The organism is Pseudomonas putida, from assembly GCF_002025705.1.
GTDB classification, from domain to species: Bacteria; Pseudomonadota; Gammaproteobacteria; order Pseudomonadales; family Pseudomonadaceae; genus Aquipseudomonas; species Aquipseudomonas putida_J.
Genome location: NZ_CP018846.1, coordinates 1,258,778 through 1,282,147, shown reverse-complemented (window position 1 = coordinate 1,282,147; position 23,370 = coordinate 1,258,778). Strand labels below are relative to the sequence as shown.

Annotated in this window: 15 protein-coding genes; 5 read left to right on the top strand and 10 right to left on the bottom strand. The window is 59.3% G+C overall.

What is annotated here, in order from left to right; translation table 11 throughout:
- The first annotated feature begins 62 nt into the window (after nt 1–62).
- The gene (locus BUQ73_RS05885; RefSeq protein WP_027919459.1) at nt 63–689 is read left to right on the top strand and encodes a DUF2062 domain-containing protein; all 627 of its coding nucleotides are present in this window, start codon (nt 63–65) and stop codon (nt 687–689) included.
- On the opposite strand, the gene BUQ73_RS05880 is transcribed toward BUQ73_RS05885, so the two are convergent.
- The 3 genes from BUQ73_RS05880 to BUQ73_RS05870 form a co-directional block, all read right to left on the bottom strand.
- Nucleotides 573–1,352: an ABC transporter permease gene (locus tag BUQ73_RS05880; RefSeq protein WP_027919460.1), complete on the bottom strand. Its 780-nt coding sequence runs from the start codon at nt 1,350–1,352 to the stop codon at nt 573–575. The two genes, BUQ73_RS05885 and BUQ73_RS05880, sit on opposite strands and share 117 nt — an antisense overlap.
- Entirely contained in the window at nt 1,349–2,281 is a 933-nt protein-coding gene (locus tag BUQ73_RS05875) for an ABC transporter ATP-binding protein (RefSeq protein ID WP_079227041.1), read from the bottom strand. Before BUQ73_RS05875 ends, BUQ73_RS05880 begins: the two co-directional genes overlap by 4 nt.
- 133 nt (nt 2,282–2,414) lie before the next feature.
- Nucleotides 2,415–3,038, bottom strand: a complete 624-nt coding sequence (locus BUQ73_RS05870; RefSeq protein WP_079227040.1) for a glutathione S-transferase — start codon at nt 3,036–3,038, stop codon at nt 2,415–2,417.
- 299 nt (nt 3,039–3,337) lie between these two features.
- Here BUQ73_RS05870 and BUQ73_RS05865 point away from each other — a divergent pair, with 299 nt between their 5' ends.
- The 4 genes from BUQ73_RS05865 to BUQ73_RS05850 all read left to right on the top strand — a co-directional run bounded on the left by BUQ73_RS05865 (nt 3,338) and on the right by BUQ73_RS05850 (nt 7,886).
- Nucleotides 3,338–5,785: an acyl-CoA dehydrogenase gene (locus BUQ73_RS05865; RefSeq protein WP_079227039.1), complete on the top strand. Its 2,448-nt coding sequence runs from the start codon at nt 3,338–3,340 to the stop codon at nt 5,783–5,785.
- 120 nt (nt 5,786–5,905) lie between these two features.
- Nucleotides 5,906–6,316, top strand: a complete 411-nt coding sequence (locus tag BUQ73_RS05860; protein ID WP_079227038.1) for a PA2817 family protein — start codon at nt 5,906–5,908, stop codon at nt 6,314–6,316.
- A 214-nt stretch (nt 6,317–6,530) separates the two neighbouring features.
- A complete protein-coding gene (locus BUQ73_RS05855; RefSeq protein WP_152031511.1) occupies nt 6,531–7,076 on the top strand; it encodes a fimbrial protein in 546 nt (181 codons plus the stop codon).
- 165 nt (nt 7,077–7,241) lie between these two features.
- Entirely contained in the window at nt 7,242–7,886 is a 645-nt protein-coding gene (locus BUQ73_RS05850) for a molecular chaperone (RefSeq protein ID WP_079227037.1), read from the top strand.
- Between the two features lie 8 nt (nt 7,887–7,894).
- Here BUQ73_RS05850 and BUQ73_RS05845 read toward each other — a convergent pair whose 3' ends face one another.
- The 7 genes from BUQ73_RS05845 to BUQ73_RS05820 form a co-directional block, all read right to left on the bottom strand.
- Nucleotides 7,895–9,397, bottom strand: a complete 1,503-nt coding sequence (locus tag BUQ73_RS05845) for a hypothetical protein (RefSeq protein ID WP_079227036.1) — start codon at nt 9,395–9,397, stop codon at nt 7,895–7,897.
- Nucleotides 9,398–9,455: 58 nt separating this feature from the next.
- Nucleotides 9,456–10,703: an autotransporter outer membrane beta-barrel domain-containing protein gene (locus tag BUQ73_RS28560; RefSeq protein ID WP_237772745.1), complete on the bottom strand. Its 1,248-nt coding sequence runs from the start codon at nt 10,701–10,703 to the stop codon at nt 9,456–9,458.
- On the bottom strand, nt 10,700–11,527 hold the full coding sequence (locus BUQ73_RS28555; protein ID WP_237772744.1) for a hypothetical protein: 828 nt from the start codon (nt 11,525–11,527) through the stop codon (nt 10,700–10,702). The genes BUQ73_RS28560 and BUQ73_RS28555 overlap by 4 nt, the downstream gene beginning before the upstream one ends.
- A gap of 268 nt (nt 11,528–11,795) precedes the next feature.
- A complete protein-coding gene (locus BUQ73_RS05835; RefSeq protein WP_079227035.1) occupies nt 11,796–13,811 on the bottom strand; it encodes a hypothetical protein in 2,016 nt (671 codons plus the stop codon).
- A gap of 217 nt (nt 13,812–14,028) precedes the next feature.
- On the bottom strand, nt 14,029–17,973 hold the full coding sequence (locus BUQ73_RS05830) for an RHS repeat domain-containing protein (RefSeq protein WP_161492831.1): 3,945 nt from the start codon (nt 17,971–17,973) through the stop codon (nt 14,029–14,031).
- 108 nt (nt 17,974–18,081) lie between these two features.
- Nucleotides 18,082–20,955, bottom strand: a complete 2,874-nt coding sequence (locus tag BUQ73_RS05825; RefSeq protein ID WP_079227033.1) for a hypothetical protein — start codon at nt 20,953–20,955, stop codon at nt 18,082–18,084.
- Nucleotides 20,956–23,355 (bottom strand): hypothetical protein, encoded by a 2,400-nt coding sequence (locus BUQ73_RS05820; protein ID WP_079227032.1) that lies wholly within the window; start codon nt 23,353–23,355, stop codon nt 20,956–20,958. It lies immediately after the preceding gene.
- Nucleotides 23,356–23,370: the final 15 nt, after the last annotated feature.

Genomic DNA, 23,370 nt, shown 5'->3' with positions numbered 1-23,370 from the left:
CTCTGAACAAGGCTGAGATGGAATCAAGGCATACTTCCCCGATCAATGCTCCGGGAGCCCACATGCCGCGCCGCCTTTTCAAACGCTACATGCCGGACCCGACCAGCATTCGGGAACACAAGTCCTTACGCTTTTTCGGCAAGTTGCTGCACGACCCGAACCTATGGCACCTCAACCGCCACTCGGTGGCGCGGGCCATGGGCGTGGGCCTGTTCGCGGCATTGATCCCCATCCCCATGCAGATGCTGCTGGCTGCAGCACTGGCGATCCCGGTACGCGGCAACCTGCCGATCGCCGTCAGCCTGGTCTGGCTGACCAACCCGCTGACCATGCCGCCGGTGTTCTTCGTCACCTACATGACCGGCGCCTGGCTGCTGCAGATTCCGCCCCGCAGCCTGCCCGACGAACTGACCTTCGAATGGATCACCGACCAGCTGGCCACGCTGTGGCAGCCGTTCCTGCTGGGTTCGGTGGTGTGCGGGGTGGTGCTGGGCATTTTCGCCTACTTCACTACCCTGCTGTACTGGCGCTGGTGGATTGGCCGGCAGTGGCGCCGGCGCAAGCAACGGGTGTCAGGCACGCATGCCGCGGCCACTGACCAGCAGGCGAACGCACAGCACATAGAGCACCGCGGTGGCCACCAGCATGAAGGTGATCGCCGTGCCAATACTGATATCCGACACCCCTAGGATGCCGTAGCGGAACGAGTTGACCATGTGCAGCACCGGGTTGGCCAGCGACACGGTCTGCCAGAACGGCGGCAGCAGGTTAATCGAGTAGAACACTCCGCCCAGGTAGGTCAGGGGCGTCAGCACGAACGTTGGAATGATCGAGATATCGTCGAAGTTGCGCGCAAACACCGCGTTGACGAAGCCCAGCAGCGAGAAGATTGTCGCGGTCAGCAGCACCACGACCACGGTCACACCCAGGTGATGCACCTGCAGGTCGGTGAAGAACATCGACAGGATGGTCACGATCACCCCAACCGCCAAGCCACGCAGCACGCCACCCAGGACATAGCCGACCAGAATGGTGTGCGGCGACACCGGGGACACCATCAGCTCCTCGATGGAGCGCTGGAACTTGCTGCCGAAGAAGCTCGACACCACGTTGCCGTAGGAGTTGGTGATCACCGACATCATGATCAGCCCCGGCACGATGTACTGCATGTAGGTGAAACCGCCCATGTCGCCGATCTGCCGGCCGATCAGGTTACCGAAGATGACGAAGTACAGGACCATGGTGATCGCTGGCGGCAGCAGGGTCTGCGGCCAGATCCGCAGGAAGCGCCGCACTTCGCGGTAGACGATGGTGTTCAGGGCGACCCAGTTGGTACGCAGTTCCACACTCATACGGCCACCTTCGACAGGTTTTTTTCCACCAGGGACACGAACAGCTCCTCGAGTCGGTTGGTCTTGTTGCGCAGGCTCTGCACCTCGATGTTCTGCAGCGCCAGCTGGCCGAACAGCGCGGTGATGCCGATGTCCTTCTCCACCTGCACTTCCAGGGTATGCGGGGTCAGCAGCCGGCACGGGTAACCCTGCAGCACCGGTGCGCTGGCCAGGTCCTGCTTGAGGTCGAGGACAAAGGTCTCGACATGCAGCTTGCCCAGCAGCTGGCGCATGCTGGTGTTCTCGACGATGGTGCCGTGGTCGATGATGCCGATGTTACGGCACAGTTGCTCGGCCTCTTCCAGGTAGTGCGTGGTGAGGATGATGGTGATGCCCTTCTGGTTGAGCTCGGTGAGGAAGCTCCACATCGAGCGACGCAGCTCGATGTCCACGCCGGCAGTCGGCTCGTCGAGGATCAACAGGCGCGGCTCGTGGATCAGTGCGCGGGCAATCATCAGGCGGCGCTTCATGCCGCCGGACAACGAGCGCGACTGCACATCACGCTTGTCCCACAGGCCCAGCTGGGTCAGATACTGCTCGGCACGTTCCTTGGCCACCTTGGGCGGGATACCGTAGTAACCGGCCTGGGTGACTACGATGTCGAAGGTTTTCTCGAACTGGTTGAAATTGAACTCCTGCGGCACCACGCCCAGGCAGCGCTTGAGCGCCGAGGGTTCGCGGTCAAGGTCGTGGCCGAACACGTTGACTATGCCACTGGTCTTGTTGACCAACGTCGAGAGGATGCCGATGGTCGTGGACTTGCCGGCGCCGTTGGGGCCGAGCAAGGCGAAGAAATCGCCTTCGGCAACATCGAGGTCGATGCCTTTGAGGGCCTGGAAGCCGTTGCCGTAGGTCTTGGTCAGCTGTCGGATGGACAGGGCGGAACTCATAGCGGGTCACTTACCGAAGAAAAAGGTGCAGGACACGCCAGGGCAGATCACTGGCGCAGTGAGTGCGGCCATGGTGCAAGGCCCGGCCGCACAAGTACAGTCACATCTATTGATAATGACTATCGAAGCAAGCTCAGGTCAGCGCAGTCATCACCGCGGCCTGGTAGGCCGGGCGGGCCCTGAGGCGCTCGTACCAGGCTTCCAGATGACGCATGGCCGGGCGTTCGATGGGCATTTCGAACCAGGCGTAGACGAAGCTACCCAGTGGGATGTCGCCCATGCCGATCTGGTCACCGGATAGGTACGGCTGGTGCGCCAGGGTTTCGTCGGCAATTGCCAGCAACTGCGCGCACTGCTTGTGCGCGGCGTTGATTGCCACCCAGTCGCGCTGGTCTTCAGGGGTGCGCAGCAGGCCCCAGAACAGCGGGCGGAACGGGGTGGCGAAGGACGAGGTGGTCCAGTCCATCCACTTGTCGGCCAGGGCGCGCTGGCGGGGGTCGTCCAGGTACCAGCCCTGCTCTGCACCGTATTCGGCGCACAGGTAGCGGACGATGGTGTTGGATTCCCACAGGGTCAGGTCGCCATCTTCAAGCATCGGCACCAGGCCGTTGGGGTTACGTGCACGGTAGTGCGGCTCGTTGACCACGCCAAAGGCGCCACCAGCGTCGATGGATTCGAAATCAAGACCCAGCTCATGGGCGACCCACAGCGCCTTGCGCACATTGCTCGAATTCTTGCGGCCCCAGATCTTCAGCATGGCAATGTCCTTATGGAATGCAGAGGGTGAACAGTCTACTCCAGAGTTTTATTGCCTGTACTGGCCTCTTCGCGGGCAAGCCCGCTCCCACAGGATCACCACTACCGTCAAGCCAGCGATATTTCTGTGGGAGCGGGTTTATCGAGGCGTCGAACCGCCGCGAAGAGGCCGGGCACAGACGCACAATGAACTGAAACTCCCACCGCCACACCCTGTCACTGTTCTGAACAGGCCGTTCACAGCGTTGCGTCTAAGCTGTCTGGGACGGCTCAAGCCCTTGGTTCCAAGGAGGACCGATTATGTTGCTGTTGTGGTTGGTGGTGCTGGTGATCGGCGCGGCATATTTTACGCACCGGCGCCTGGCGCCCTTGCAGATACTGGGCATCATGGCGGCCTATGTGCTGTTGATGGGCATTTTCAGCAGCGCCCCTGGCTGGCTGCTGACGCTGCTGTGGATTGTGCTGGCCCTGAAAATCGCCCTGGTGGCACTGCCGGACTGGCGCCGCAAGGTGTTCACCGGCCCGGTGTTCAAGTGGTGCCAGCGCACCCTGCCGCCCATGTCGCAGACCGAGCGCGAGGCCATCGACGCCGGTACCGTGTGGTGGGATGGTGAGCTGTTCAGCGGCCGCCCCGACTGGCGCACCCTGCTCGACTACCCGGCGCCCAAGCTCACCGAGGAAGAACAGGCCTTCATCGACGGGCCAACAGAAGAGCTGTGCGCGATGGTCAGCGACTGGCAGATCGGCCAGGACATGGACCTGCCACCCACAGCCTGGCAGCACATCAAGTCCCACGGCTTCTTCGCCCTGATCATTCCCAAGGAATACGGCGGCAAGGGCTTCTCTGCCCATGCCCACTCCCAGGTGGCGATGAAACTGGCCACGCGCAGCGGCGACCTGGCGTCCACGGTAATGGTGCCCAACTCACTCGGCCCGGCCGAACTGCTGCTGCACTATGGTACCGACGAACAACGTAACCACTACCTGCCGCGCCTGGCCCGTGGCGATGATATTCCCTGCTTCGCCCTCACCGGCCCGCTGGCCGGCTCCGACGCAGGTGCAATGCCCGACACCGGGGTCATCTGCAAAGGCCAGTGGAACGGTGAAGAAGTCATCGGCCTGCGCCTGAACTGGGAGAAACGCTACATCACGCTCGGGCCGGTCGCTACACTGCTGGGCCTGGCGTTCAAGGCCTACGACCCGGACCACCTGCTGGGCGAGGAAGAAGAACTGGGCATCAGCCTGGCGCTGATCCCCACCGACACCCCCGGGGTTGAGATCGGCAAACGCCATATGCCGCTGGGCGCCGCCTTCATGAACGGCCCCAACAGCGGCAAGGATGTGTTCGTGCCGCTGGACTTCCTCATCGGTGGCCAGGCCATGCTCGGCAAGGGCTGGATGATGCTGATGAACTGCCTGTCAGTGGGCCGCTCCATCTCACTGCCAGCCGTGGGCACCGGTGCCGCCAAGTACACCAGCCTGGTCACTGGCCAATACGCCAACATCCGCGAGCAGTTCAACGTACCGCTGGCTGCTTTCGAGGGTATACAGGAATCGCTGGCACGCATCGGCGGCAACGCCTGGCTGATGGACAGCGCACGCCTGCTGACCGCCAAGGCCGTGGACCTCGGTGAAAAACCTTCGGTGTTGTCGGCGATTCTCAAGTACCACCTGACCGAGCGTGGCCGCGAATGCATCCAGCACGCCATGGACGTGCACGGGGGCAAGGGCATCATCATGGGCCCGAACAATTACCTGGGCCGCAACTGGCAAGGGGCACCGATCTTCATCACTGTCGAGGGGGCCAACATTCTCTCGCGCAACCTGATGATCTTTGGCCAGGGCGCCATTCGCTGCCACCCGTTCGTACTCAAGGAGATGGCCCTGGCCGGTCGCGAAGACCGCGACCAGGCACTGCGCGAGTTCGACGACCTGCTGATGAAGCACATCATGTTCGCCGCGGGCAACGCTGCCAGTACGCTGGTGCTCAACCTGGGGCTGGGTCGCCTGGAGAGTGTGCCGGGTGATGCCCTGAGCCAAGGCTACTTCCATGCGCTCAATCGCCAGGCTGCCGCCTTTGCCCTGCTGGCTGACCTGTCGATGATGCTGCTGGGCGGCGCGCTCAAGCGCCGAGAGCGCCTGAGTGCACGCCTGGGTGATGTACTTAGCTACCTGTACCTGTCGTCTGCCGCACTGAAGCGCTACCACGATCTGGGCTCACCTGAGCACATGCAACCGCTGCTGCGCTGGGCCATGGAAGAAAGTCTCGGCCAGGCGGAAAAAGCCCTGGACCGCCTGCTCGACAACTTCCCCAACCGTTTCGTCGGCTGTGCGCTGCGGGTGCTGGTGTTCCCCTTCGGGCGCCGTCACACCGGGCCGAGTGACGAACTGGATGCCGAAGTGGCTGAGCTGATCGGCCGCACCAAAGGCGACCCGGCACTGGAGGAGTTGCTCGCGGGCTGCTTCAGGCCGCAGGCCGAAGGCGACCCGGTGGCGGCCTTGCAACGGGCCAGCGATCTGCTGGGCGAAGCGGCACCGCTGCACAAGGCGCTGCATCAGGCCGTCAAGGAGGGCAAGCTCCAACCTCTGCCGGGGCAATCAGCAATTGATGCTGCGGTTCAGAGCGGCGTACTGCAGCCTGCGGAGGGGGAGCGGCTGCAACATGCAGAGAACGCACGACGGGCGGTGATCGATGTGGATGCCTTCGACAAAGAGCACTTGCTGCCCGAGCCGGGCAAAGTGCGCTGAGCTATCCGCTTGTGGGGCCGCTCTGCGGCCCTACGCGGATCAGGCGGGCGCCGAGCCTACACGCCCTACCGCAACCGGCGTATACTCCGCCCCCCGTTTCAACACCCGAGGTCCGTCACCATGGCCAACCCCCACCTGGAATACCACCTGCAACTGCTCCACCACCTGCGCACCATCCTGGCAGCCCTGGGTGAAGCCGAACAGGTACCAGAGGAAAGCCACGCCCTGTTCCTCGAACGCTTCGACGAACTGCTGACCCTGCTGCCGCAAGACCCGCTGGAAAGCCAGTACCTGGGCCAGGACCTGATCTGCCAGGTGATCCAGCGCTACCCGCAGATCGCCCACCTGGTGCCGCGCGACCTGCTGTGGTTCTTTGGTGGTGATTGCCTGCACTTCATGCCTGACGAGGAGCTGGACCTTTACCAGCAATTGGAAGAGCGGCGCTTCGAAGCGGAGCAGAACGATGAACCCTTTGACTGGAACCAGGAAAAGCAACTGCTGAACCTCTCAAACCGGGGCTCCAGCCACTAACCCTGATTACGGCTGCCCAGGCTTCTGGGCAGCGTTCCACGCTGACAACTACCTTCAGGCACACTGTCCTTTAATCTCAGCAGTACGCACACTTTCCCTTACAGACCTCGCCTTGTGCCTTCCTTACTCTGCCTCACGTTGCATGCGGGTTGCCCTTCGACGGGTCACCCATGCCACAGATTTATTCAGGCGCAGTTTTAATCAAGGAAAGCACATGAAAAAAATACTCTCCATACTTGCAATCAGTTTGACCAGCGGCGCGGCCATGGCCAATACCGGCACGATGAATTTCACCGGCACTGTGAGCGCTGGCGGTACTTGCCCTATTGATGTCGTAACCCCCGGCACCGGCACTCCCCTGCCTCTGGTGAACCTGGGTGATTTCAGGAAAAAGGATTTCACCGCTACCGGTCAGGAAACCCCGCAAATCGGGTTTGCACTGCGGATCACCCCTGACTCTACCTGCACCATCCCCACGGGTTCAGTGGCCAACATCACATTCACCCCGTCTTACGGCCAGGCCGGTACCGGCAAACTCTACGCCCTGCAGAGTGGCCTCGGCTACACCAGTGGCCTGGCCCTGAAGATTTCTGACCGGACCGGTGCACAGCTTGATCCAGACACGGCGTCCATGGATTACCCGCTGAGTGACTCCGATCCAACCGAGATGGTGTTCTCTACCCGCCTGCAGACAACAGCAGCATCGGTGGATGAAGGTCAGGTCGCAACCACCATCACCTACGTAGTCGCGATCAACTGATCATCGCCCCAGCTGCTGCAACTCAGCACCTGGGGTCCTGCCGATGCACGAAGCCTCGAACCAAGGTTCACCCTCTCGATGTCCATCATTCAGCGATTCTCGAATTTGCGTCATCTCGCGCTTGCGGCCTGCCTGGCATCCACGCTACCTGCGGCACAAGCTGCATTGACAATCAGTACCACACGCATCGTCCACGGCACCGATTCGCGCAGCTCGTCGGTGATTGTCGCCAACCCCAGCGACCGCACCTTCGCCGCACAGGCCTGGGTCAATACAGAACAGGACGATACAGTCACCCCCGTACCCATGATTGCAGCACCCGCACTGTTCCGCCTTGACCCGGGCAAGGAGCAGATGGTTCAGATAAACCGGCTGCCTAACGACTTGCCGAAAGACCGTGAGTCACTGTTCTATTTCAATTTACAGGAGATCCCCCAGCAGGAAAAAACCGGCGCGAACATCCTCAACATCGCGCTGCGCACCCGCATCAAGCTGTTCTACCGCCCCAGCGAACTCGAAAGCCGCCCGGAAGATCACCTCAAGGCGCTGAAATGGTCGGTGAAAATGCTTAACGGCAAACCACACCTGGCAGTCGACAACCCTTCGCCCTACCATCTCACGTTCAACCGCCTGCGCATTCATGCCGGCGGGCATGAACAAAGCCTGCATGCCACCGCGATGGTGGCGCCTTTCGCTGAACAAACCTATGCATTACCTGATAAGCGACTGACGCCCAATGCCAAGGTGACGTTTTCGATCCTCAACGATTACGGTGCAACATCGAAAGAGCACACCAGCAAAATCCATTAGTACTCACATCAAGCGACCAGCGTCAGTTGCAGCACGAAATTTGCCGAGCTGGGCCAGGTCTCGCCCCCGTCCAGGCTGACTGTCGTCTCGACTGTCAGCCTGCTGTTCAAGGCCAACGTCAGCAAAAAACTTCGAGGGATGGTAAGCGTACTTCCTGCACCCAGCCCCGCTGACATCTCCGCCATGGTTACCGGGTGCCGCTCCACCACGATATGGGCTTGCGACTGGCCAGCTGAGTTGCGACCGACAGCCTTGATCGTGACCCGTTGGTCGGTGCTGATGAGCGACCAGGGCTCCTGGGTAACGTGAGCGACGGTCGGCACGGCGCGCAGGCTCAATGTACTGGTATCCGCCTGCCTGACCTGCGGCGGCGGCGCAGAAGGCCTGAACACCGTCAGCCTGACTTGACGCCTGGCCGACTCATCGCTGGAGGCGACGTAATACAGCGGTATGGTCTTGCCGCTGTGTGCGGCCAAATGTTCAAGCGGCACGAGAAAGCGACGGGTACCCGGCGCACCCTCAATGGTCACCGCGCCCACTTTGCCGGGCTCGCCCCACTGCATCTGGACAGGCTCCTGGCTACCTACACCCGCATCGTCCGGAACCAGTGCCTCCAGCTCCCCCCTTACAGAGTCGGTCTCAAGCACGACAGTCTCTCCCGCGCCCGCTGCCTTCGGCAGTTCTGGCCAGGACAGCACACGCGGAGGAATCGTCGCCGCCACCTGTAGCGTTCTGATACCCGATGCAGCCCCCTGGTTACCGGCACGGTCTTCGATTTTATAGTGCAGGTGACGGGGGCCATCACCACGCTCACGAATCATCTCACCGGTATACTTCAGCTTGAGGTCCCCCCCAGCCTCCAGATCTGCCTGGTGGAGCACACGCTGGTCAACCAGTTCGTTACTACCTGGCTGCTGGTCCCAGTAGTAGCTGATACGGTCGCCCACCTCGGGGGCATCGTAGGCAGGCAACGTTGCCCACAACTCATCGCCGTTCTGCTCCAGATACTCGACAGTCACACCATTGGCAATAACCTCGGGCGGGAGCGGCAACAGGTTTTCATTCGGCAACAGGGGAGCTTGCCGATCAATCGTCAACGTCAGCGGATTGGAGTCTCCAACTTCCCCATTGAAAATGACAACCCGATAGCTCAGAACAGGGGTGCCTTCTCCAAGCTTTTCCACAGGGACGTAAAGCGTGAGGTCAACTTCAGGGATCGGCGCAGTCCAGGTTTTCTGGATGACGACATCCCCGTTCCAGAACAATGTAAGTGACTCCGGGTCTTCCTCAGAAGGGTCGGAATTCAGCCACATCGGCACATCGACGCGTAGCGGTTGCGTCAGCGCGCTGACGGGTAGCAGGTTTGCCTGACCACCGGGCACGTTTTCCAGCATCAGCGGCACGCGTGGCGTGTTGTCACCCAACAGCACCGCATTGCCACCTGATGACGTGAAGAAAGACTTCAACCTGTTGCGTAACGTTGCGAACAAACCCTTGGCGCTGATGACCATGAAGCTGCACTCCAACGAACCATAAAAAGGGAAAGCCAATGCTTTCCCTCGCTCAGAATCACCAGCTGTAATGCAGACCCACGTTGGCCCCCCAGGGCTGCTCGATCCTTTCACCATTGCTGTAATCAAAGTCGGCGTGGAGCTGCCAGCGCTCCGCCAACGACACGGCGACACCAACACCCAGTTCGCCTCGGGAACCGGACAAGTCGCTGTCGAACTTATGTTCGTTGACCTTGGCATTATTGTTGGTAGCAAACTCATGGGCATAGGCCATGCGCACATAAGGTTGTGCGAACTGCCCATCACCCAGGTCGAAGTTACGCCCGACTGTCGCACCCGCCTTGCCGAGCAGTGAGCGGGTATCGCCACCCTTGACGCGCAGGCCATTGTCCAGGCTGTAACTTGCGCCCTGAATGCTCACTGCAGACCACTGCGTGTAAGGCTCGATGAAGTAACCATCGCTCAGCGGGATGTTACGACCGAACTCCAACGAGGCACCGATCCCGTGATTGTTGAAATCACCATCACTGCGCTTGCCATCGCTGAGGTTGACTTCCGTGCTGTTATCGAAGCGATTGAGTTTGACCACACCATCGACGTAGTAACCGCTGACGGCATCCAGCCAGGTTGTGTACAGGCCAAAGTAGTAGCTTTTGACCTGCGCCGAGGCCCCTCGCGCCACATCCAGGTCAGAGCTGCTGTAGCCTGCCAGCACACCGGCCAGCCATTGCCCGTCCCCGATGGGCAGTGGTGCATCCGCGCCCAGCGATACGCCCTGCTGTACTTGCGAATACGAGGCCCCAGAGGCAGGTGTGGCGTTGAGCTTGTTGCCATAGGTACGTATCCAGCCACCCGACTTGCGCTCATCCAGCCGCAGCTCGCCCATGCGCGTGCGCAGGGTGCTCAACTCGCCATACCAGACGGTGGGTGCAGTGTTGAACAAGGCCAGGCCAGCCGCCGTACCTGGGCTGATGACCTTGCGCGAACCATCGAGGAACCAGTCGTTACCGCGCTGCACAAGCTCGTAGGAGAAGGCACCCAGGTCAACCGGCCCATTGAGCAACGAGAAGCTCGCATCACCTGCGCCTGCATGTACCAGATGCAGCGAGTTCTGCTCGCTAGGCTCGCTGCCGCTACTGCCCACTTGCAGTGTGTGGCTGCCAGTTGCCGTGCCCACCTCCAGGAAGTCGGTCTGACCATTGGCAAAATCGGCGTCCATGATGAAGGTACCGTTGCCGCTCAGGGTGCCCAGGGTGAGGCGCTGGTACTGCCCTGGCTCACCAAAGCGCACCGAGCCACCGTTCATTGCCAGGCTCCCACCTGGCTGTCTTCCACCATGTTCCAGCGTGCCTGGCTGTTGAGCGTAAGCCCGGCGACGTTCTCCAGGCGGCCGGTCAGGCTGGCTTGGTTCTCAAGTGTCAGATTAGCGGTGGAACCCGCCTCGGCGACTACATCACCCACCAATTGGCTAGCATCGACGCGCAGGTTGGCCGTCGACCCGCCCACGACCTGCATCAACACGTCATTCCCGCCCACCAGACTGGAGCCCGGGCCTACCACGATGTTGGCCGTGAGGGCCGGCACTGACGCACTGCCCACGACAATCGCCGGGCCAGTCAAGCCTTCCACTCGGCTACCCACCAGGTTCACTTCGGCTGCGCCACCCGTGGTGTCACCAAACAATCGCATCCCCGCGCCGCCGCCAGTGAACACACTGTCCTGGGCATTGAGCTTGCCACTGCCGAACAGGTCCACCGCCGCACTGCTGCCTTCGCCAACAAACGTGCTGCGCAGCACTGTCAGGGTGGAAGCTGAGGATACATAGGCTGCACCTCTACCCCCTTGTACATGGCTGTCGCTGACCGTCGCCGATGCCCCGGTATCGCCGGCGCGGCCGAGGCGAATGCCATAAAGGTCAGCCTTGATTGATGCGCCCCCCTCCACCACCGTGCTGCTGCCAGCCATCAGTTGTACACCGTCGTGGCTACCGGTGGCATTGATCGTGCCGCCACTCATGCTGAAGGTGGAACTGGACCGCGCCACCACGTAGTCGATGGTAGCGCCCCTGGAGATCAATGATGCGCCGTCGTTCAGCCTGTAGTCATCGACCGGGGTCGAAGGGCCGATCACTCGCTCTCCCGTGACGGGCGTCGTAGCCGCTGCCATTGGGCTCATCGCAAGTGCCAAAGGGGCCATCACGCCCCAGGCCAAAACCCGGGTCGCATGGGAAACAGGGCGATAACTACATGGATACATCAGGCAACACCTCTTCTGGTTCGAAGCCAGCGACCTGGACACAGGTCGCCAGAAAAGACGGCAAAGCTATACAAACCAGCCGACTAGTTATGTCGGAAAAGTCTGATTAAGCAGTCGCGATGGGGGCGTTAGCCGATATTTTTCAGCGATTGAAGAACACTGGACACGGGCCGAAGGGGTTCTCCATCGCAATCTTCTGCTCAGCGATGTCCGAAATGATCAAGGCATCCAGACCTTGATTACGGCGGGCAGGGTCCTGGAATGTGTACCAGCAGAAAGCCCGCCCTTTGTGTTCATCTACATCGAACTCGTACAGCGGCAGAATGTAGTCGTCGTACGGTTCGACCCGCCAAGTGAAGCCACTTACCGGGTACGCTGTACCCAGTGTGATCTCCTGCTCCCAGGTCAGAACCTCTTCATCGCCGGTTTGCGCATGCAGCAGCTTCCAGTGCATGGTCACCTGGTCGTCATCCTTCAGGCCATACTGGCTGAGGTCTCCGACCTTGATCCGTATCGCCGCGGGCAATAGGAGATCGTCCGGATCTTTAAGCGCTTGACAGCTCAGCCACCCGTTTGCTCCGACACCTTGGAACTCGGGCTCGTCTGGATGCACCACAATTGCACTCACCGCCACCTGTTGGTCAGCCGACGTGGGCTTGTTCGGAACGCCGACGCGGGTTAGCTGGTAATGCACGGCCACTGCACCGTTACCCGTCTGGTGGATGTAAGGCCAGGGAATCGGCCGCACGAGCGGATCGCCCGCTTTATCGGCAGCCTTTACCGTGTAGCTGGCTTCCGTGATGAGGGTGCCGCCCCAGAAGAACTCTACGAGATCGTCCTTGGCAAGGCCCTCATAGAGTTCGACCTTGAGCGTGGCATCCTTACCATCGTGCGCAGGGAGCAGCATATTCGGCTGACTCGACCCATCGCCGAACACATCGCATAGCGGCAGCTGTGGGTTGACCGGGTCAGGCCATTGCGGGTCCGGGTCGGGGCCGGGGTCCACCGGCCCGAATGTCTCGAAGTTCACATCAACGGCAATGCTCTTGTTACCGCGGGGCTTGCCACCTCGCAACACCTCATAACCGACAGCCATTTCCTTGGTACCTTGGGCGGGTGTGCCATATTCGCGCCGCAATACCTCAAGGCTTACGCTGAAGACCAGTGGAAACGTTTGCCCTTCGCCAATCGTCCGTCGGCCAAGCGGCGAGCCCGCCCATGAAACACTGACCTCATCGGTCGCTTTCCAGTTATCGTATTGCGGCACATGCACCTGAACACCCTGCGCCGCATCCAGCCGATCGACCAGGCCATCGGCAGCAAGCGGCACCAGCGGGTCCTTGAGGTTTGCCGGCATTGCGCCCAGCGCCACCGTAACGCCCGTGGGTTTGGACACATGGCCGATGTTGCCGGCCTTATCCACCAGCACATACACAACAAACCACTCACCATCCCCTCCTGACTTGATCAAAGCTTCAGGAACGGTCAGCCTCTGACCGGCCGCAGTGACCTCGGCCTGCCCTGCCGGAGTAATGCCTTCAACATCATCGGGAACGCTGTCGAGCCAGTAGTAGTAGACGACATCCTTCTCGGCACGGTCCGGATAATCCGGGAGCAGAATGCCGACGGACGCGACGTTGCCATCGATCACTTCAGCAACAGCCGGCACGGCTTCCGGAGCCCTGCCATGGTTGGGAGCGATACGGTCAAAAATCAGCGTCACCGGATCGGAGGTGTAGGTTGCCCCATCGTAGAACGAGGTAATTTCATAGTAAAAGTGGTGCGCCCCATCAGCACCGTATTCCTCTGCTGCCTTGTCCAACATCAGACGAAGTGGCAGTTCATCCGCATTGGACTGGTCAAAGGTACCCGCATAGATCTCCTCTACGAACGCGCCAATCGTGTGGAATACATTCAAGTTGTCTTGCCCATCGATTGGGTCCGGGAGGTTTATCCATTTGGGAATGAAGATCGCCAGCTCCGCATTCGGGTCATTCAACACCGACGCTTTAACTGTGTTGTCTGCCTTATCCGCCAGCACATCGTCCGGGTTCTCAATAATGGGCTCAATCATGATCACCGCGCCCTTGCCACGAACTTTGCGCGCCTCCAGGCGAGCACGATGGGCTTTCTCGAATGCTTCTTTCGGGCTATTCATTGCGAGCATCTCCGTTGTCAGGGGCCAGAACAAGCCACCAGTAAACTTGCCGATGAACGCAATTGAGCGCGCTGCAAGGTTTGACCACAACTGGCATTTTTAACAGTTTGACAACGTAGAGCGTGCGCACTTGTAACCGTGAAAAAACGCCAAAAGGCCTGTAAGTGGCTGACGGATATCAGCCGCTGTACAGGCCAGCAACCACTCAGTTAGATAACTAAGCTTCGTCTTGCTCCGTCAATGCCGCCAATGCACTGCCGCCCTGGCTAGCCAGGCGGTCTAGCGGATCGTAACCATATACCGCCTGCCCACCATCAGGCAGATCGACGCGCTCCAACTGCCCCAAGGCGTTATAGACAAGTGTTCGTCCCTGCTCGTCCTGGATCAGGTTGCCGTCACCGTCGTATAACAGTGCAATACTGCCGGGGTAGTCGTCGTGAGTATTGCTAATACCGGTCAACTGCGCCGGGTCCAGGGGGTTGTCAAACGTGTAGTTCGCCGTATTTTTCTCTTCACGCCCCTCAGCATTGGGGAACCAAGTATCGACTCTTGTGATGTTGTCCAGCGCATCAAAATAAAAGGCTTGAGCAGTGATGGTCTTGCCGTACGGATCGACCGGCGAAAGTTCACCTTCACACTCGTAATCCTCCAGATGCCCACGCTTGTCATACCAATAGGTTTCCAGACGCAGCGTCCGCTCGTCCTCGGTCATGAGGTGGCGCTCGGTCAGTGCATCAGCGCCGTCGTAGGTCTGTTTGAGTAACTGGACCTCGTCCTGCAGCTCGAAGCGACGCTCAATCTCGCGATCGAAGTCATCGTAGGAGAGGAAGGTGCCCAAGCGCTGAGAACCGTCGGTGGTTACATAGCTTTTCATGCGCCCGAGCTCGTCATAGTCAAACTGCGCCTTGGTGGTTCCAAGCTCGGTGCTGCTCAACCGTCCCTTGTCGTCATACCTGTAGAATTGCGTATTACCCAGCACGTCCTCATAAGTCAACTCGCGACTGCGCAGGCTGGAGCGGTAGCGCATGGTGTAGATGACGCTGCCGCCGTCTTCGACGGTGCGTGTTTCCGACTTCACCTGGCCGGTACTGAAGTAATCACGCTCCAGCACTTTCTTGCCATTTTCCAGGCATGTCTTCAGGCGCGCATCCTGTGGGTCATATTCATAATCGAGGGAGGCAGTGGGGATTACACGCTTGAGCGGCTCCTCATTCAACTGCGGCTGGTAGGTGTAGTCGATCCTGACCCCTCGTGGGGTAATCACCCAGCTCGGCTGGCGTTGGCCCGGCAAGTAATGCAACTCCCGTTTGCGCCCCCCTGTGGTGGCCTCGATCATACGGCCCAGGCCGTCAAAGCGTTGTTCACCCAGCAACTTGCCATCAACCGAAATGCTGATCGGCAGGTCTTCGCTACTGTGCTCAGCGTAGTGGCGCTGCACCTTGCTGCCATCGGCCAAGGTCTGCTCGGCCAAGCGGTCGAACACGTCGTAGACGGAGCTGACCGTAGCCTGACGAGCATCGATCTCGCGCACGGTTCGGCCCAGGCCATCGTAGAAGTACTGGTGGCGGCTAATCCGTGTACCCTTGGTATCCACCCGTTGCACTTCGATCGGTTGGTCGAAAGCATTCAGCCACTGCGTCGTCTTGCCCCCTTTGATGGTGCCATCAGGGGTTTGTGACCAGTTGGTCTGCACAGGGCGCCGGTCGTCTGCCAACGTCTTGCCAGGTTCAGCCACTCTGGCGTGCCGCGGTAACCTGCGCTGGCTGTCGACGGCCAGCGCTTGCGCCCCAGGTACCGAGCCAATCAGGTCGGTGCGCTCCACATGCATGACGCCATCGGCGCCGATCTCGGCGTACTGCTGGTTCCAACCGTCGTACTTGAGAGCTTTGGGCAGCTCCAGCGTAACTTTTATCAAAGGGCCTTCCGGCTTTTGCGGATCGACCTCATCCAGCCAGTCATGCTCCACTTCCTTGACCTGATTGCCGAACACGTCGTACTCGGCGGTGTAATTGAGCCGGAATTCGGCCGCACGCCTGGCGTCCTGGGCATCGGCGTCATGGCGCTCAGTCCTGACCAACCGATTCAGGCCATCGACGAAGGCCCGTGTGGCCACACCCTTGACGTTGGTCTCTGTCTGCCGGGCCTGCTGCCCCTGGGTTGCCACTAGCTCATAGGTATACTGCCGCGAAGCGCGGAAGTCGTCGTCGTTAGGTGACACGGTTTCCTTGGTGACCCGGCGCAGTTCGTCGTACTCGTAAGCGATCTCCACATCGTTTTCGTCGCGATTGAGCAACGGCAGGTCGATGAGCATGCTTTGGCGCAGGGTGATCTGCTTGGTCGAGTTGCGGGGCTCATCCTCGCCATCGACCGGCTCACCATCATCAAAGCCGATCACCGTCTGCAGTGTTTGCAGCACGGTGTCGTTGGTCTGGGACTCATACTCGAACTCGGTCAGGGTCTCAGTTTCTGGTTTGTCGTGCATTGTCACTGTCTGGGTTTGCAGGCGGCCATGACGCAACAAGTCGGACTTGTTCGAGATGTAGACGAACGCGGTATCACGCAGGGTAGTCTGCACGGGCTCATTGGAAGTGCCTGTCAGCTCGAGCAATTGTTCCTGCTTCACCTGCAACCAGTAGCTACCCACCCGTCGGCGCACCGCACGCAGACGTGACGACAGGATCGAATCGTATTGGCCATAGCGGTACTCCGTGCGCAGCACAGGTGCCGCCGGTACAGGCTCGAACAGGGTCGACGGATGGACCGTACGGCTCTTCAAGTTGCGCACAAAACCCTGCGGGTCTGGCGGGCAATCGTCGCCGCTGCCGGCAGCCAGGTAATACTCACTGACCGTACGCACACCGTTAGGTTGGACCTCGAGCGTCTGGTTGCCAAAATCGTCATAGCCGTATTCGCTCACCTCGGTACGCACACGCGTCGGGTCATCGCGCATCCGCCACTGCTCGGCTACCAGTTTGGGCAACTGGAAGTAAGGCGGCTGCAGATCGAACCCTACGCTGGCGTTGCCGTGATAGGTCGTGTCGGTCTGGGTGACATGCCATTGCTGTCGAGGTTTATCGGCCGTGTCGTAATCGAACGTGTCCCCCAACTGTTCGGTCACCTGCTGGATCATCAGGTGATGGCGGTCATAAGTCCGTACGATCTTGCGCACCACCTCGCCCTGCAAAAGCAGCTGTTCGGTGCTGTTGAATACATAGCTCGCACCGGCCTTGTAGAGGTTGTCCTCCCCCTCCGACCAGGTGATCGTACTGTTGCCGGCCATGAAGTTCTCGGGACTGTAGGTGTAGTCCGTTACCATGACGGGCTGACCGGCGCCTGGGTTGAGCTGGTGGCTCTTGACCCGCGGCAGCCGCTCACGCGGTGCTCCCGTTGGCAGCAGATGGCCCGCGTCATCGTATGTAATGGTTTCTACACTGCCGGTCGGCGTGCCCACGGTCGCCAGGCAGGTCATGTTCTGGGTGCTGGCGTTGGTCAGGTAGGTAAAGCGCCAACTGCCTTGATCCTTGGTCGGCAGTACCACCTTGTCGACCAGCCTCCCCGTCAGGTGTACAGCATAAGTAGCCAGTGGCTTACCCTCTGTGCCTGCATCAGGGTGCAGGTGCAAGTTGTAACGCCCACTACTGGCATACTCCACCTGCAACAGGCGCTTGCCTGTCGCATCCTGAATACTCGCAAGGCATTGGTGGCTGCTGCCTGATGGCCGGGTATAGGCCAGTTCGATCCAATGCCCGGAGGGTGCATGGACCCGGTAAGGTAGGGCCAGCGTGACGCCGTTGCTGGTCATCGTGCGCAGGTGTTCCACCAGGCCGGACTTGTGCACCACCCGGTAGTTGCTGGCATCGTCCCGATAGAACTTGAAACTCTCGAGTTTCTTTTCCCGAATGCGCGCTGGCTGGGTTTCGGTACTGGTGACCACGAACTGCTCGCCGGTGTGCAGTGACAATGCCCGGGTACTGGGTACGTACTGGCTGAGGTTGATGTTCCACCCTTTGCCAAAACCACTGTCTTCGGTGTTCAAAGGGTTGTAGGCCAGTTGCAGGGGCAGGTCGGGCCCCTGCAATTGATTGGCCGGAACACTGGGCAACTGAATGGCAAGCGTGTACTGGCCTGTACGTGGGTCGACACTGTTATTGATGAAACTCATGAAATTGAAGGCGTTGGAATGCACAACAGATTCTGCTGTCATCGCTTTGATCTCTCTGTGGGAATGCGGCTGGCGGTACCTCGTCGCGACGAGGCACCGCCGCCTTTTTCAGGTGCGCTTGGGTTGTCTTGAAAGGAGGAAGGTATTGCGCCCGTCTCGCCCGCTCCCCGGGTAACCGATCTGCAAGTCGTGGCGATTGCCTTGCTGGTCGAGCAAGCGGAACTTGAACGTACGTAACAGGTGTTCGCGTTGGGGCGCCTCTTCATCCGTCAGAATGTCCGGATCGTCTGGCGTTTCGTACCGTTGGCGGAAGTTGGTCACACGGTTCAGGCTGAACAGCAACTCTCCACTGGCCGGCGCGCGGGTGGGTTCCAGTTTCTCCAACGTCAACCCACGCTTGCCGGCCATGCGTGCCAGGGCGCCGTCGTAGATCATCTCTTCATCAAGCCCGCCGACCATGAAGCCGCTGTAACTGCAAAGCTCATCTTCGTACTCATCAGAGGCCCAACGCATGACCGACTTGTTGCCAAACCAATCGATATCGATTGCCACAAACGGGATACGTTTACCGGGGGCCTGAACGTGGGTCAGCTTCCAGTAATCCACCGTCAGCGTCATGTAGTTGAATGTATCGTTGCCCACAGCCTTGCCCTCTTGCTTGACCCGCTTCTCCTCTGCCGACCATGGGTAATCCGTGGCTGGGTCGTAGGTCGGCAGCGTAAGGCCCTGTACTCTCACCTTGCCGTTATCCTTGCTTTGCTCAACCGAGCTGAACCACCTGCCACCTAGCCCGGACTGCTTGAACATGGCGTAGACCTCGACCGGCACCGTGGAGGTGGTCTGCAACCAATAGTCCCAAAGGGTTTGGCCCGCAGCAGCAGGCACGGGGGCCGGGCTGGCGCCACTGGTACCCCTCATCTCCAGTAGCGGGTTATGGCTGCGACGCATCACCCAGGTGCCTGGCGTACCCGCTGCCGGAGGCTCGATCCCCACGTCCACCACCTTCAGCTCACTGCCATTCACGGTGTAGAACTTGAGCGTCTGCAACTCGTCATCGCTGATCGGGTCGACAAAGCCGTCCTCTTGATCCGTTTGAATGTCAACCTGAATCTGTATCTGCTGCATGCCATTGGCGTAGCATTCTGGTGTCGTGGATGCCTTGACGTAGAAATGTGACAACTTGTTCCAATTGGCCACTGATGCCGAGCGTGTGCCTTGGCGTTGGCCGTGTTCGATGATGGCGTAGCCGGACAACCTGTTTCTCACAACCGCCCGTACTACGCTGGCCGAGGAAACCGCACTGTCCGGTGGTGTATACAGGCCCTCAGGCGTAATTGAACCCTCGCCAACGACCGACCAGACGATATCGCTCTGCTGCAGGGCATCTGGCGGCCTGATACCGGCTTTCGCCAAGGCCTCGCGCCAATCCTCCGCCAGCGAGAACGTGATAGGTGTGAACGAGTCCTCACGCGCCACGTAAAATGGCTCGACGCCCAATGAAGAGGGCCGATTTACGATGATCACGCAAGCCTCGGTAGCGTACTCGAGCCCATTGTCGTTGTACTTCACCCGCACGCGTTGGCGTTGCACAGGGGGGGATGGGTCCGGTGGGGCTGCAGGTGTGAAAGTGGCCCGGTGGCCTTCGCTCACCAGACTACCCACTTTATCGCCCTCCAACGTCCAGGTTACGGCTGCCCCTCCCGCCGCTACGAACTCGATGGTTGGATCATCGATGGACCAGTTGACAGTTTGAGGCGCAATCGTCAAAGGTTGATCGGTTTCCACCACCAGGGCTGAGGCACTAGTGCGCTCGTCATCACCTGCAGCGTGGCCAGTCACCAGCACCATCTGGGTCTTCTTGACGAAGTCCTGGCTGGCGCGCGCACGGTAGAGGCCAGCATCCATGCTCCCCGTTGCCAGTGGTCGGAACATGTTGCGCGCCCGCCATTCAGTGGCGCCGGTGCCACCGGACATCATGAACTGGCATGATTGAGTGGCGCCCAGCGTGGTGAAAGCTGGCTGCAGCTCGCGGTTGAGCGTGCCGCGCGCCAGCTTGCCGAAACTCAGCACAGCATCCAGCTGATGAGTTTCTGTCAGGGTTATCTGGCGGCGATTACCCAACGTCAACGACTTCAGCACATCCGCAGGCTCACCCAGCTTAAGGTCGCGCAGATCCGTCTGGGTTGCCAGCGCTATGTCGGCACTGCCGTCTTCAGGTAACGAGTAAGCATAATTGCCCGCCGGCAAGTTACCCGGTTCCCAATCCACGCCCGTCTGCATGAACACCACAAGTGCACCGTCGCCTTGCTTGCCAGGCTCGCCCGCCCACGGTGCCGGGTGCGTGATCAGGCTGCCATTGGTGAGGCTCAACGGCTGGTAGTTGCGCATGTCGAACTCGCCCAGGCGCAGCAGGCGCCGCTCTTCGGGCTGCTCTGCGAGCCATGCCTGCAGGCGCTCACCAATCTTGGTGCGCTCGTAGGGGCGCTCGCCAAGGTTGCAGGTGAAATGCGTAGCCTCGCTCAGATCGAGCACGATCTGCCGCTTCAGGGCAACCGGGTCCATTACCAAAGCCAGCCTGCAACGCGCCTCCAGGTAGAACCCCATCTGCTCACGAATGGTGAAACTGCGGTGGAACCGGGGCGGCTCTCCGGGCAGGTGAAGCCGGTAGCGGTATTCCCCGGCCAGCAGGTTCATGCGCACAGTGACCAAGCGGTCGGTCGCCACGGCACTCTCGAACGATACCTGCGCAGGCCCGATCACCAGCCCCTCGATCTCAATGACCTGGGAATTGCCCTCGTTGATTGGGAAGTAGTCGGCGAAGGGCTCCAGATAGGTCATGTTACCCAGCGACCCCAGAAAGGCATCCTGAAGCAAGATGTTCAACGCCTTGCGGCCGATGGACATTGCTGCACCCCAGCCGTACAGCAGGTTTTCATCGCGTAGCTGCTGCAATTGCTCCGATTTAGAGAGTTTTTTAGACATCTACTTAACTCCTGACCGTTGGGTAGCCACCTGAGAAGCGTCGAGCATCGCCCGCGTCAGAATTCTGTAATTCCATTGCAGGTTACGGCTACCCCCCTCTAAATCGATAGCAGCAACGATGATATAATGATCAGCCGCATTGTCAGCAAACTTATATACCCCTTTTTCATCCAACGTGCCCTTACCACTCACAAGGTGCCATTCAATCTCCGTATCCGGCAGTTGAACTTTCTCCCCGTCATCATCCGTTACCCAAAACTCGAATTGCGTGCCACCCCCTACCGCTTTAAAATCAAAGAAGTACTCCGACTTTGGTGTTTTCGTGAGAAGCATTTCACACGTTGTAACGGGGCCGCTTCCTTGTGAGACTTCCACTTTGTCCACGCGCAGAACTTTTTCAAGCCCCTCGCCATCTGTCGGAAAGTCTGTAGCGGCCCAGTACTGCCGCGCATCCTGAACATTGGGATCATCCACAACTTTCAGTGAGCCGCCGGCATTACCCGAGATCTTCCAGTCCAGCGCCCCTCCATTGGTGGAGCCTGCCCAGACCACATAACCTCCGAGGTCGTTGCCCTCATCGTCCTTGGTAGTCAGGTTGACCGTGTTAACCAGAGGGAACACCGAAACCGGTGCCGCCACCAAATGCACCAAGGCATTGGCAGACCAGTCGCCTTTTTTTGCCGTTACGATGACCCGCCTGAAGGCATAACCGAAGCTGTCAGCAGCAGGGGCGGTATACACACCAGTGCTTTTACCGATTGTCCCCGTGTTCTCGTCGCCAGTGGGGTCACCTGGCAGCGGGCTGACTGACCATTCCACACCTTCAAGTGCGGGGGTGACTGTGAATGTATGATTGCTTGCGGCCGTTACTGTCACTTCATTGTGCGAGAGCCGGTTGCCTGTCAATGCACGCGCTAGATCGCCCAATGCCGTCAGGTCACCGGGCAGCTCGATCGTTCTGGGCACGACCACTGACTCATCAGGGAACAGCAGGCCGTTAAAGCGGAACGCGTCGAGGCTGAACCCAAGTGTTTCGGATAAGTCGCGCAACCTCTCGAAACGCGCTGCAAGCTCAGGGCCGGCCTGACCATACCCATCCATGAAGCATTTTTTCGCAGTACCGTCCCCACTCCCGCTAACGAATGCAGTACGGAAATCGAACGTATCGACTACGCCTTCGATCACGATGATGGCGCGGCCACTAGCGTCCTTTCCCAGCTTGGCCTTGAACGTATACTTTATGTCCCAGTCAACGCGAATCTTTCCTTCATACTTGATCTCAGTGGGAGGGTATGGAGGATTTACGACCCATGTACTGGCTTTCCCGACTATCTCATTGCTCCCCGCCCATTTTACGATCATGGCGCCACTGCCAAGTTCGAGTGTAAATGGCGTCGCACTTTTGAATGGCAGTTCAGTCAATGGAAATCCGAGGCTCCAACCATCCCAAGTTCTTAGAACGAGATGGGTTGAGTAACCACCACCTACGGCGACGTAGCGCTTGAAATTGCCGACACTAACCTCATCAAACTTGGCCCCACTCAGCTCTGGACGCTTGATCAACGTCTCATACATCATACGTTTGAGGATTTGTTCAAAACTGATCACCAAATTGCTCGAATACCCATCCGGCAACAAGTAGGGAATTGACGTGTCGGACGGCGGCAACTTACCTTCGCGGTCATCCAGCCCGATCATCAACAGCACTTCACCGTCACCAAAGTTATCGGCATGTCGCGCAGTCGCACCAGGCGCAGGACGCGTCAATACTCTAAACTCTCCCGGTTGCAAAGGGTCTTCAGGGTTCTTTCGTAGCTCACCAAGTTGGAATTTTTTCTTATCATCGCCCCATTTTTCGATCGTGCTTTTCAGATAAGTGCCCAATTTTACAGACTCGTAAGCAGTATCCACCCCCGTGAACTCAAAGTTCGCTGCACCGTTGCCTGCCAGATCAAGCTCCACGGCGCCCGCACTCGTTACAGTTCCCGGCGTATTTCTCAAGTTAATGGTCATCGTCAAGATTGGCCCCACCAGGCCGTCCGAGATGCCAAAACGTTTTATTTCTTTACGCGTGGTGCCTTGCGGGGTCGTGGTCTCGTAGATTTTGCCGCCCACCGTTCGCATCACGCAGCGGGCCCGCGACTCGGTGATGACAGCGTTATCGAACGATAGCCGCGGCTTGTCCAGTTGCAGGCCGTCCATTGTATGCGTGGTCCCACCCGTGGACTCCGAACCATCCACAGGATCAAACAATGAGTCTTTGCCAAAACGGGAAATGTAATCCTGCAGCAGCAGATAGTTGGTCTTGTCACGGTCAAATGCCGCCACCACATCCCAGTCAAGTGTTTGCGGTTTTTTTGCCATTTCCTTCAGGAAATCGGCCAAAGATTGCTTTTTCATTTAGTATCCTCGAGC

What these genes read in the sequence shown, in the direction of transcription:
- BUQ73_RS05885 (WP_027919459.1), top strand. Translation starts at nt 63, where the DNA reads ATGCCGCGCCGCCTTTTCAAACGCTACATGCCGGACCCGACCAGCATT.
- BUQ73_RS05880 (WP_027919460.1), bottom strand. Translation starts at nt 1,352, where the DNA reads ATGAGTGTGGAACTGCGTACCAACTGGGTCGCCCTGAACACCATCGTC.
- BUQ73_RS05875 (WP_079227041.1), bottom strand. Translation starts at nt 2,281, where the DNA reads ATGAGTTCCGCCCTGTCCATCCGACAGCTGACCAAGACCTACGGCAAC.
- BUQ73_RS05870 (WP_079227040.1), bottom strand. Translation starts at nt 3,038, where the DNA reads ATGCTGAAGATCTGGGGCCGCAAGAATTCGAGCAATGTGCGCAAGGCG.
- BUQ73_RS05865 (WP_079227039.1), top strand. Translation starts at nt 3,338, where the DNA reads ATGTTGCTGTTGTGGTTGGTGGTGCTGGTGATCGGCGCGGCATATTTT.
- BUQ73_RS05860 (WP_079227038.1), top strand. Translation starts at nt 5,906, where the DNA reads ATGGCCAACCCCCACCTGGAATACCACCTGCAACTGCTCCACCACCTG.
- BUQ73_RS05855 (WP_152031511.1), top strand. Translation starts at nt 6,531, where the DNA reads ATGAAAAAAATACTCTCCATACTTGCAATCAGTTTGACCAGCGGCGCG.
- BUQ73_RS05845 (WP_079227036.1), bottom strand. Translation starts at nt 9,397, where the DNA reads ATGGTCATCAGCGCCAAGGGTTTGTTCGCAACGTTACGCAACAGGTTG.
- BUQ73_RS28560 (WP_237772745.1), bottom strand. Translation starts at nt 10,703, where the DNA reads ATGAACGGTGGCTCGGTGCGCTTTGGTGAGCCAGGGCAGTACCAGCGC.
- BUQ73_RS05835 (WP_079227035.1), bottom strand. Translation starts at nt 13,811, where the DNA reads ATGAATAGCCCGAAAGAAGCATTCGAGAAAGCCCATCGTGCTCGCCTG.
- BUQ73_RS05830 (WP_161492831.1), bottom strand. Translation starts at nt 17,973, where the DNA reads ATGAGTTTCATCAATAACAGTGTCGACCCACGTACAGGCCAGTACACG.
- BUQ73_RS05825 (WP_079227033.1), bottom strand. Translation starts at nt 20,955, where the DNA reads ATGTCTAAAAAACTCTCTAAATCGGAGCAATTGCAGCAGCTACGCGAT.
- BUQ73_RS05820 (WP_079227032.1), bottom strand. Translation starts at nt 23,355, where the DNA reads ATGAAAAAGCAATCTTTGGCCGATTTCCTGAAGGAAATGGCAAAAAAA.